Here is a 10,251-nt window from a genome sequence, read left to right as displayed (position 1 = left end):
AAGTCTGCACGGATGAACTGCGACTCGCTTGCCTGGGTGGCGTGCTCGGCCCTGCCGCTCGAGAAGCGTTGGAGAATTGGGTTTCTTTTCCGCTTTTCCCACCCGAAGTGTGGTCGTTGGAGGAGCCGGCGGTTTCCGAATTGAGCGCCCATTTCGACATGCCTGGATTTCCGACCGTTCGCCTCCAGTTCGAGTTCACCGAGTTGCTGCCGCCTCTCGACCAACACGGAGCCAGAGATGAGTGACTCAGCCATCGAAAGCGCCTCCCAGCTCGATGCTGAACTGAGCCGCGAGGGCGCCGCGGACGACGTCCGAAGCCTCATCCTCGGTCACGCGGACGAGCCGGACGCACCAGCTGCCAAGCTGGCGTTCGAGCGCATCGTTGTCACCGCAGGAAAAGAGCGCGGCACCAAGAAGGTCCTCAGTGCGAGGCTGCGGAACTGGGTTCTGAACTGGCACAAGCTGCTCTTCGATGCAGGCCTGAGCATCGCCGGCGGATTGGCAAGCACAAGCAAGCTCGGGATCGCGGTGGGGCTGCTCAGGGCGTTGAAGTCGCTCGTCGAAAACGCAGTCGTTGAACTTGGCGAGCGCGAGGCTTCTCTCGTGCTCATTCTGTGGTCCGATCCAGCTGCCGCGGTGTCGAAAAGCACGATGCTGTCGCGAAGCGGGCTGACTTCAGCCGAATTCGAGAAGGGACTCGATGGGCTCATCTCGCTGGGGATCATCGATATCGAGGACGACGATCGGATCGTAAAGACGGAGCGGATTCTGTTCGTCTAAAGCGGAACGGCTTTACGTTGAATCGATTGCGCGGTGGGTTGTTCACCTCTCCCGCTTCATGCTCATGCTTGAACCGCGGTCACGATTGATCCCAATCTCACGGCGCGCTGGACCACAACGAATGCTACGAGCCCATCACTCCGCCCCGCTTGATCAGCTCCTTCCCGACCGCGGCCAGATGCACCTGGTCCGGGCCGTCGCCGATGCGGATGAAGCGGGCGTAGACATAGGCGCGCGCGAGAAACGTGTCCTGCGAAACGCCGGCGGCGCCGTGGATCTGGATGGCGCGGTCGATGACGCGGGCGGCCATGCTGGGCACCACGATCTTGGCGGCGGCGATCAGGTCGCGCGCGGCCTTGTTGCCCTCGCGGTCCATCTTGTCGGCGGCCTGCAGCGTGAGCAGGCGCGCCTGCGCGATCTCGCAGAAGGAGTGCGCGATGTCCTCGCGCACCGAGCCCTGCTCGGCCAGCGGCTTGCCGAAGGCGGTGCGCGACACCGCGCGCTGGCACATCAATTCCAGCGCGCGCTGGGCGCAGCCGATCAGCCGCATGCAATGGTGGATGCGGCCGGGCCCGAGCCGGCCTTGCGCGATCTCGAAGCCGCGGCCTTCGCCGAGCAGGATGTTCTCGGCGGGCACGCGGACGTTTTCGTAGACGATCTCGGGGTGCCCGACGGGCGCATCGTCATAGCCGTAAGTGAGCATGTCGCGGACGATGCGCACGCCGGGCGTATCCTTGGGCACCAGGATCATGGATTGCTGGCGGTGACGGTCGGGATCATCGGGCGCGGTCTTGCCCATCACGATGAGGATCTCGCAATCCTCGTTCATCGCCCCTGACGTGAACCATTTGCGGCCGTTGATGACGTAGTCGTCGCCGTCGCGCGTGATGGCGCACTGGATGTTGGTGGCGTCGCTGGAGGCGACCTGCGGCTCCGTCATCGAGAAGCCGGAGCGGATGCGCCCTTCCAGCAGCGGCTTCAGCCAGCGTTCCTGCTGCGCCCTGGTGCCGTAATGGCTAAGCACCTCCATGTTGCCGACGTCGGGTGCCGAGCAGTTGAACACTTCGGGCGCCCAGAGGATGCGGCCCATGATCTCCTTCACGGGCGCGTAGTCGAGGTTTGTGAGGCCGGGGCCGTGCTCGCCTGATAGAAACAGGTTCCAGAGCCCCTGCTCGCGCGCGAGCTTCTTCAGGTCCTGGAGCACGGGCGGCGTCTTGTAGCGTGAAGCTTCCGGCTTCACCTGCTCGTAATAGAGCTCCTCGACCGGCTCGACATGCACGCGCATGAACTGGCGAACGCGATCCTGCAGTTCCAGCGAACGGGCGGAGTGGTGAAAGTCCATGATGGTCTCCTGTTGGAGCCGAAGGAAATCGCACGTGGCGGTCGACGGAGCGCACGCCTCGCCCTTCGAGACGACCGCTTCGCGGTCTCCTCAGGGTGAGGCTCAGCGGCGTTCGCGCCTGTTGAACCTGCCCCATTGAAGCTGCCGCCGCGCACTCCGCCCTCATCCTGAGGAGCCCGCGAAGCGGGCGTCTCGAAGGATGCGCGCCCTCATCGACGGCGATAGCGACACAATCCCCTCACGTCCCGCGCAACAGCTCGCTCGCGATCACCCAGTCATTGCCGTCGAACTGGAGCATGTAGCCGTCCTTGATCGGGCGGAAATCCTGCGGCGTGGTGTTCAGCGTGATGCCGGGCATCAGGAGCGACAGCGGCACGTTCTTCAAATTGGCCGCCTGCGCCATGATGTTCTCGCGCGTCAGATTGTCCTTGCACTGCTTCAGCAGCACCACGAGTGCCTCGGCAACGGTGTAGCCGTAGAGGCCGGCGACGTTGTTGACGTCGGCATTGGGCAGGCGCCGCTTCATGAAATCGATATAGGCCGACATCGCCGGATCGTTCTTCGGCTCGGCCACGAACGGCTTGAGCGAGCCGAGTGAAAGCACGCCCTTGCCGGCATCGAGCCCGGCCGGCACCATCACCGTGGCCTTGTTGGCACAGCCGGATGCGATGAAGCGCGTCGGCTGCCAGCCGACCTCATGGGCTTTTCGGATCGCCTGCGCGCAGGCGCGCGGCGTCACCGAATAGATCAGGAAGACGTCGGCCTTGGTGTTGGCGAGCGTCAGCACCTGGGAGTCCACTGTGGGATCGGCGACCTCGAAGCTCGAGGCCATCGCGATCGCCTTGTCGGCGTCGGCGCCGAGCGCTTCCTTGACGCCGCGCAGATATTCCTTGCCGGCGTCGTCGTTCTGGTAGAGCACCGCAAAACGCGCATTCGGGTTCTTGGCGCGCGCGTAGGCCACGTCGATCGCGGCTTCGCTGGTGTAGTTCGGCGCCCAGGGCAAGGCGATCGACCACGGCATGTTGGCGGGATCGTTCCATTTCGAGGCCGAGCTGATCAGGAAGATCTGCGGCACCTTGTTGCTGTTGAGATATTTCGCGATCGCCGAGCTTGGCGCGGTGCCCATGGTGGCGAAGATGAAGGCGACGCCTTCGCTCTCGACGAGGCGCCGAGCCGCCTCCATGGTCTTGGGCGGCGAGAAGGCATCGTCCAGCGAGATCAGATTGAGCTTGCGGCCATTGACACCGCCCTTTTCGTTGACCTCGTCGAAATAAGCGGCGATGACCCGCCCCGTGATGCTGAGCGGCGAGGCCGGCCCGCTATAGGGCATGGTGTTGCCGATCTTGATCTCGGTGTCGCTGACACCGGGGCCGTAGGATTTTTGCGCAAATGCAGGCATGGACAGGCAGGCGGCAGCCAGCGCTGCGGCCAGGGCGGCTCTCATGGTTTCTCCCCGATGATTGTCGCCGCGGCAAAATGACTGCACGGCGCGCTGCTTCTTGTCAGCGCGTCAGATCAGCGGAGTTCATCGCGATGGTCTTGCGTCGAGTTGCTGATGGCCCGGCACACGCCGCGCACGCTTTAGTGCCGCCGCTTCAGGGCCAAGCCCAAGCTGACCCATCCAGCACCGGCCATGATCAGGTCGATGCCGAGGAACAGGCCGAGGATGTAGACGCTGTTCACCGGCCAGCGCACCAGGATCAGCAGCCCGAGCAGCAGCGTGACGACGGCCGACACCGCCACCCAGACCCACGGGCTTTCGCGCTTCATGCTGAAGGCGAGAAACAGCCTGACCGCGCCGGAGGCCAGCAGCGAGGCGCCGAGGAACAGCGTGAGCAGAACCGCGGCGAACAGCGGGTTCTCGAAGGTGAGGAAGCCGGCGACGATGTAGAGCACGCCGAGCAAGGCCCAGATCAGGAATTTTCCCCAGCTCTTCATCTGGAATGCGCCGATCACCTCGGTGACGCCGGCGACGATCATCATCGCGCCGACGACGATCACGCTCGCCACCGTTGCCATCACCATGCTGCCGAGCGCGACGAAGCCGGCAATCAGGTAGACGACGCCGAGCGCGACGATCCAGCCCCATTTGGCGTGGAGCGCAGTGATACCCGAGCCGAGACTGGACGGATGAGACGTATCTGACGCAGTTGTCATGGGCCACTCCTGCATGCGAGCCCCCGGGCACACGCCATGATAGCACGCATCTGACGGGGACTACAGCCAGCAGATCAGACCTCGCCTGCCGCAACCTTGACGTAAATCAAGATCGAATGCCGCGGGTCGGCGCCGAGCACAGGTCAATCCGAATTGGCAAGCCCCAGCAGTTCCTGGCGCGTCAGCGCGTTGTCGCGGAACACACCGAGCATGCGGCTGGTGACGAGATCGGTACCGGGCTTGTGCGCGCCGCGCGTGGTCATGCAGTGATGCGTCGCCTTGATGATGACGCCGACGCCTTCGGGCTTGAGCACGTCGTTGATGGTGTTGGCGATCTGCGCGGTCATCTTCTCCTGGATCTGGAGGCGTTTGGCGTAGACGTCCACCACGCGCGCAAGCTTGGAAATGCCGACGACGCGCCCTTGCGGGATATAGGCGACCCAGGCGCGGCCGACGATCGGCGCCATGTGGTGCTCGCAATGGCTTTCGAAGCGGACGCCGCGCAGGACAATCATCTCGTCATAGCCCTCGATCTCCTCGAAGGTCTTTTGCAGGATCTCGGTCGGATCCTGCGCGTATCCGGAAAAGTACTCCTGGAAGGCCCGTGCCACCCGGTCCGGCGTCTCGCGCAGGCCGTCGCGCGCGGGATCTTCACCGGCCCAGCGGATCATGGTCCGGACCGCCTGCTCGACCTCCGCCCGGTCGGGCCGTTCGACCGGCGCCTGCGCCACCGCGACACGTTCCAGCTTGCGCACGCGCGACTTCATCGGAATTCTCCCCTCCCACGAGCCCGCATCCTGACGGGGCCCCACAGCTTGGACGGCTGCGATTGGAAAAGGTTCCCGCAAGGACGAAAAATCGGAAACGCGGGCGTCGCTCCTGGTCTATTACCCTCATGGTGAGAGCGCGAAGCGCGTCTCGAACCATGCAGGCCCGGCTGCGACATAGGGGCCTTCATCCTTCGAGACGCCCGCTGCGCGGGCCCTCAGGATGAGGAGTTGGACTGGCTGTTCAAGATGAGTTGACTGGCTACGCAGCCGCCTTGCGGACGTCGATCACGGCTTGCGCCCATTCGGCCGGCCGTTCCTGCGGCAAATTATGACCGGTACCGGTGAAGACGCGCCGCTCGAAAAATCCGTCGAACTTGCGCGCATGATGGGCGGTGCCTGAATTGACGCCGTCGCTGTCGCCGTCGATTGCGATGGTCGGGACACGGATCTGCGGCTGTTCGGCGAGCCTTGCCTCGATTTCCGCATAGGCGGGATCGCCCGCCACCAGCGCGTAGCGGTGGCGGTAGGAGTGGATCACGACATCGACGAAATCAGGGTTGTCGAAGGATATGGCGCTGGTCTCGAACGTCGCGTCGTCGAACGTCCATTTCGGCGACCACATCGTCCAGAGCTGGCGGGCAAAGCCGCGGCGGTTGCGCTCCAGCGCACGGCGGCCGCGCTCGTTGTGGAAGAGATATTGATACCAGAGTGCCGCCTCCTCCGGCGGCGAGGCCGGTTCCATGGCTCGGGCGATGTTCTGGATGTTGTAGGAATTGCCGGAGACGAGACCGACCACGCGATCCGGATGGAGCGCCGCGACCACGCAGGCCGCACGCCCGCCCCAATCATAGCCGCCGACGACCGCGCGCGCGATCCCGAGTGCGTCCATGAACGCGAGGAGATCGGCGCCGAGCGCCGCCTGCTCGCCGGAGCGCAAGGTCGACCCTGACCTGAACCGCGTCGGTCCGTAGCCGCGCAGCCAGGGCACCAGCACGCGCGCGCCGGCCTCGGCAAGGATCGGCGCGGCTTCGGCGTAGGCGTTCACGTCGTAGGGAAAGCCGTGGCCGAGGATGCAGGGCCAGCCGTCGGGGGCGCCGTATTCGCGATAGGCGATGTCGAGGACGTCGGTGGTTACTGAATGTTGTCGCATGCTGGTACCTCGGCTTCTGAGCATAGACCGCGCGGCGACGTGATCCAATCCCTCGCTGGACCCGTTCCAGAACCACGCAACGAAGCGAGGGGCCGGCATGGTCTACGTCTCGATGACGGGGTTTCGCCCGAAAGGAGTCATTCAGCTTCCGGCGTTCTGGGTCAGGACCGTGCAAACCTTCGCGCAGGCGCGGCGCGCACCGGGAAACCTGCTCACAGCCGGTAGAGTGCGCGCAGGTGTCTACCACACCATGACGGCATGGTCGGATGTGCTCAGCATGCGCCGGTTCGTCGCGAGCGGGGCGCATCTGCGGGCGATGAAAAACTTCCGGACGCTCGGAACCGGTCGGGTGTTTGGCTACGCCTGTGACGAGATTCCGGACTGGGACGGCGTCTACGAGCTGTGGCAGCTGCACGCCCGAGAGATTTGATCGACCAGTCCAGCCGGTGATCCGGGCACGCGTGGCGGTCGTTCACACATGACGGACCTCGAACGGCAACTCCCTGAGAGCGGGCTGTCGAGGGTTGCTGTGCAGTCCCAATCCGCGAGCCCCTGGTGGACCAAACGCGCACACCCGAGAACATCAGACACCTCGTGCTGGTCCTTGGTGATCAGCTCGATGCCGACAGCGCCGCATTCGATGGTTTCGACCCAGCCAGCGATGTCGTTCTCCAGATGGAGGTGATGGAGGAGACCTCGTACATCCCCCAGCACAAAAGGCGCATCGCCTATTTCCTGGCATCGATGCGGCACTTCCGAGACGAGCTCGTCGCGCGCGACCGCCGTGTCCGTTATGTCGCGCTGGACGATCCCATGAACACCGGGCGTTTCGAAACCGAGATCGCCCGGGCCCAGCGCGAACTCAGGCCATCGCGCACCATCGTGCTCGAGCCTGGCGACTGGCGCGTGGCCGAGAAGCTGCGCCGCCTGCCCGAAGCGCCCGAGATGCGCGCCGACCGTCATTTTCTGTGCTCGCGGGAGGAGTTTGCCACCTTCTGCGAGCAGCACCCTCGTCCGGTGCTGGAAACATTCTACCGCGCGATGCGACGCAAGACTGGCCTGCTGATGGACCGCGAGGGACGACCTGTCGGCGGCGCCTGGAACTTCGACGCGGAGAACCGCAAGGCGTTCGGCAAGAACGCCCCGCCGATCCCGCCCCGTCCGTCCTGCGCTCCGGACGAGATCACGACAGGCGTGCTGCGGCTGGTCGAAGAGCGCTTCGCCGACAGTCCCGGCAAGATCGGGGATTTCGACCTGCCGGTCACGCGCAAGGAGGCACTGGTGCAACTCGACGACTTCATCGCCGAACGGCTTCCACTGTTCGGCACCTACCAGGACGCGATGCGGTCCGGTCAACCCTTCCTGTTCCACTCGGTCCTGTCGGGACCGTTGAACCTGCACCAGCTGCGTCCATTGGAGGTCATCCGAGCCGCGCTAGGAAACAAGCACGCGCCGCTAAACGCATTGGAGGGATTTACACGCCAGATCATCGGATGGCGGGAGTTCGTGCGCGGCATCTATTGGCAGCGCATGCCGCATTATGCGGAGGAGAACGCGCTCGATGCTGATTTGCCGATGCCGAAGTTCTACTGGACGGGCCATACGGACATGCGCTGTCTCGCCGAGGCCATCCGCCACACCATCGAACACGCCTACGCTCATCACATCGAGCGGCTGATGGTGCTGGGGCTGTTCGCCCTCCTGCTGGGGGTTAGGCCTTACGACGTGCACCGATGGCACATGTCGATGTTCTGGGACGCCGTCGATTGGGTCTCCCTGCCGAATACGCTCGGCATGAGCCAGCATGGCGATGGCGGCGTCGTCGGCACCAAGCCATACGCGGCCTCGGGCAACTATATCAACCGCATGAGCGATCATTGCCGGCGCTGCCGCTTCGACCCCAGGCAAGCGGTCGGTGAGGACGCCTGCCCCTTCACAACGCTGTACTGGAATTTTCTGGACAAGCACCGCGCTCGGTTCGCAGCCAACGGCCGGATGAAGCACCAGTACATCAATCTGGCCCGCAAGGATGTCGCGGAGCTGCGGGCGATCCGGCGCCAGGCGCAGGCGATCACCAACAGCGTGGTATGAAGCGATCAGCACGTGGCAGCCTGCATCGGTGCCTGCGGCCCGCCTGTCGAGAGCAAAGACCCTATTTCTGCGGACCGGACAGCGAAATGTCGCGCTCGGCGCGGAACACGTTGCTGTAGAGGTTGGCGATCCATTGGCGGCCGATCTCGGTCTTGTTGAGATAACCGATTTCGGTCTGGATGTGCGGTGCGACGCTGTTCCAGTAGAATTGCGGATAGCGGTTCACGATGTCGGCGGGCGAGTCGTAGCCGAGCTGGCGGTTGATGCCGACTTCCTCGAACTCGTAATAAAGCGCGTTGGCCTTGCGCAGATAGTTGGGATCGCCGAGCTGGCCGATGAAGTCGGCGGCGCGCAGGATCGAGGCCTCGTCGTCGTATTCCTGGCCCTCACGCGCCGGAAAGCGCGTCCCCTCGATGGCGCGCGCAACGCGCTCCGGATCGACTCCGGGGATATGCCGCAGCCGCCGGGTCACGTACAGTTTCGAACGATCGACGTGGTACATCATCAGGCTCGCATCCGACGCGCCGCGCTGCAACGAGATCTTGGTGTCGGCCGCATCGATGACGAAGCCGTCGGCGTCATCCTCCTCGAACAGCCCGCGCACATAGCCGATGTCGTGGGCGAGGCAGGCGATCAGGACATGCACATAGTCCTCAGCCGACAGATGGGTATGAAGGCTTCGCCCGCCGAGGATCGCCTGGGCGGCCAGCGTCACCAGCATCGTATGCTCGATATTGTGGTAGAGCGCATCGCTGTTGCCGATGCATTCCATCGCGGTGCGGGTCGCGCTCTCGACGATGTTTGCGGAAGTCTCATCGTACCGGCGGCGCATGAACTTGCCGAGGAACTGCTCCAGCGATTCAGCCGCCAGTCTGGGTAAGGTTATCATGGATGCAGCCCCGTCCGCCGCCGGTGTCCCATGCCATCTCCCGACGTCTCATTCTTCTCCTCGACGCAGTCTGAAGCATAGCTCATCTTGGCCCGGGTCACCAAACTCCGGGGCAAAAATTCCCTGTTATCTTGCCCGTCCCGCTGCGCAACATCACAGTTGCCGTCACATTCCAGCACAACCGAAGAAGCCGGGGAGGCTCCGGCGCTGCCGCCGCTTCAGGGGGCCGCCAGGATGTCGGCTCCGTCGACCGGACGCGAGAGGCTTCTGGCCAGATAGAACAGCTCGACCAGCTTGCCGCGCTTGCCGGACAGCGAAAATATGTATTCGGGCGACTCCGTGTCGATTTCCGCGATCGCCACCTTCGCGATCCGGTCGATGCGGCTCGAGCCGTGCTCCCAGACAAAGCCGACACCAAGCCGGTTGGCGACGGCCTCCAGCATCCCCTCGCGGGTGTTGACGATGATCGCCGGATTGGCACGCAGGTTGACGGCGCGAAACGCCCTGTCCACGGCGCGCTGGGTCGCGGAATCCCGGGTCCGAAACACCAGCGGATATTGCGTCAGGCTCGCGATGGAGATCCGTGCCTGACGGCTGAGGTCGTGAACGGGATGGCAGATCGCAACGACGCGCTGCTGGACGCAAGGCTCGCGCCGGAAGCGATTGTCCTGCGGCACCTCCGGCAACACGGCGACGTCGACGCGCTGGTCGATCACGGCGGCCATGATCGCCGACCAGCTGCCGATCTCGATGTTGATCTGGATCTTCGGATAGAGATTGCGGAACGCCGCGATCAGCGCCATGCCCGGCATGGCGTTGCCGAGCCCGATGCGAAGCTCACCTCCCGTGAGCTCGTCACGCTGCTGCAGGATGGCCAGCGCATCCGCCTCGACTGCCTGCATGCGGCTCGTTGCGGCGTAGAGCCGCCGGCACAGCGGCGTCGCGATCAGCGTCTGGGCATGGCGGTCGAACAGCGCAACCGCAAACTCGGCCTCGAGATCGCGCACGAGCTGCGCCACCGCCGGCGTGCCTGGCCGGGGCGAATACTTGAACGAATAGGCCGCAGCGTATC

The 10,251-nt window shown here is 64.3% G+C and carries 11 protein-coding genes; 4 read left to right on the top strand and 7 right to left on the bottom strand.

The annotated features are described in order from the left end of the window. Both JHD07_RS22260 and JHD07_RS22255 read left to right on the top strand, forming a co-directional pair. Positions 1–245, top strand: a 245-nt coding sequence (locus JHD07_RS22260) for a hypothetical protein (RefSeq protein WP_291625811.1), incomplete at its 5' end; no start/stop codon positions are given. After that, positions 238–780, top strand: a complete 543-nt coding sequence (locus JHD07_RS22255) for a hypothetical protein (RefSeq protein ID WP_291625810.1) — start codon at positions 238–240, stop codon at positions 778–780. The genes JHD07_RS22260 and JHD07_RS22255, both read left to right, overlap by 8 nt. Before the next feature lie 124 nt (positions 781–904). On the opposite strand, the gene JHD07_RS22250 is transcribed toward JHD07_RS22255, so the two are convergent. The 5 genes from JHD07_RS22250 to JHD07_RS22230 form a co-directional block, all read right to left on the bottom strand. Continuing rightward, entirely contained in the window at positions 905–2,122 is a 1,218-nt protein-coding gene (locus JHD07_RS22250; RefSeq protein WP_291625808.1) for an acyl-CoA dehydrogenase family protein, read from the bottom strand. A 238-nt stretch (positions 2,123–2,360) separates the two neighbouring features. Then, positions 2,361–3,566, bottom strand: a complete 1,206-nt coding sequence (locus tag JHD07_RS22245; protein WP_291625806.1) for an ABC transporter substrate-binding protein — start codon at positions 3,564–3,566, stop codon at positions 2,361–2,363. 137 nt (positions 3,567–3,703) lie between these two features. Beyond that, positions 3,704–4,279, bottom strand: coding sequence for an HdeD family acid-resistance protein (locus tag JHD07_RS22240; protein WP_291625804.1), 576 nt, complete (start codon positions 4,277–4,279; stop codon positions 3,704–3,706). Positions 4,280–4,422: 143 nt separating this feature from the next. Next, entirely contained in the window at positions 4,423–5,046 is a 624-nt protein-coding gene (gene folE, locus JHD07_RS22235) for a GTP cyclohydrolase I FolE (protein WP_291625802.1), read from the bottom strand. A gap of 262 nt (positions 5,047–5,308) precedes the next feature. Continuing rightward, entirely contained in the window at positions 5,309–6,199 is an 891-nt protein-coding gene (locus JHD07_RS22230) for an alpha/beta hydrolase (protein WP_291625800.1), read from the bottom strand. Positions 6,200–6,296: 97 nt separating this feature from the next. Between JHD07_RS22230 and JHD07_RS22225 the strand changes: the two genes are divergently transcribed. Together JHD07_RS22225 and JHD07_RS22220 are read left to right on the top strand one after the other, a co-directional pair. After that, positions 6,297–6,629 carry a hypothetical protein gene (locus tag JHD07_RS22225; RefSeq protein ID WP_291625798.1) on the top strand — a complete coding sequence of 111 codons (333 nt, stop codon included), beginning with the start codon at positions 6,297–6,299 and terminating at the stop codon, positions 6,627–6,629. Between the two features lie 125 nt (positions 6,630–6,754). Continuing rightward, positions 6,755–8,290: a cryptochrome/photolyase family protein gene (locus tag JHD07_RS22220; protein WP_291625797.1), complete on the top strand. Its 1,536-nt coding sequence runs from the start codon at positions 6,755–6,757 to the stop codon at positions 8,288–8,290. Positions 8,291–8,351: 61 nt separating this feature from the next. On the opposite strand, the gene JHD07_RS22215 is transcribed toward JHD07_RS22220, so the two are convergent. Further along, a complete protein-coding gene (locus JHD07_RS22215) occupies positions 8,352–9,179 on the bottom strand; it encodes an HD domain-containing protein (RefSeq protein WP_291625796.1) in 828 nt (275 codons plus the stop codon). A gap of 218 nt (positions 9,180–9,397) precedes the next feature. After that, a partial coding sequence (locus JHD07_RS22210) for a LysR family transcriptional regulator (protein ID WP_291625794.1) occupies positions 9,398–10,251 on the bottom strand: 854 nt, incomplete at its 5' end.

It is taken from the genome of Bradyrhizobium sp., from assembly GCF_016462955.1.
GTDB lineage: Bacteria > Pseudomonadota > Alphaproteobacteria > Rhizobiales > Xanthobacteraceae > Bradyrhizobium.
This window is presented reverse-complemented; position numbering and strand designations above follow the sequence as displayed.

Excerpts from the sequence above, each read along its gene's own strand:
- JHD07_RS22255 (WP_291625810.1), top strand. The coding sequence starts at position 238 with ATGAGTGACTCAGCCATCGAAAGCGCCTCCCAGCTCGATGCTGAACTG.
- JHD07_RS22250 (WP_291625808.1), bottom strand. The coding sequence starts at position 2,122 with ATGGACTTTCACCACTCCGCCCGTTCGCTGGAACTGCAGGATCGCGTT.
- JHD07_RS22245 (WP_291625806.1), bottom strand. The coding sequence starts at position 3,566 with ATGAGAGCCGCCCTGGCCGCAGCGCTGGCTGCCGCCTGCCTGTCCATG.
- JHD07_RS22240 (WP_291625804.1), bottom strand. The coding sequence starts at position 4,279 with ATGACAACTGCGTCAGATACGTCTCATCCGTCCAGTCTCGGCTCGGGT.
- folE (WP_291625802.1), bottom strand. The coding sequence starts at position 5,046 with ATGAAGTCGCGCGTGCGCAAGCTGGAACGTGTCGCGGTGGCGCAGGCG.
- JHD07_RS22230 (WP_291625800.1), bottom strand. The coding sequence starts at position 6,199 with ATGCGACAACATTCAGTAACCACCGACGTCCTCGACATCGCCTATCGC.
- JHD07_RS22225 (WP_291625798.1), top strand. The coding sequence starts at position 6,297 with ATGGTCTACGTCTCGATGACGGGGTTTCGCCCGAAAGGAGTCATTCAG.
- JHD07_RS22215 (WP_291625796.1), bottom strand. The coding sequence starts at position 9,179 with ATGATAACCTTACCCAGACTGGCGGCTGAATCGCTGGAGCAGTTCCTC.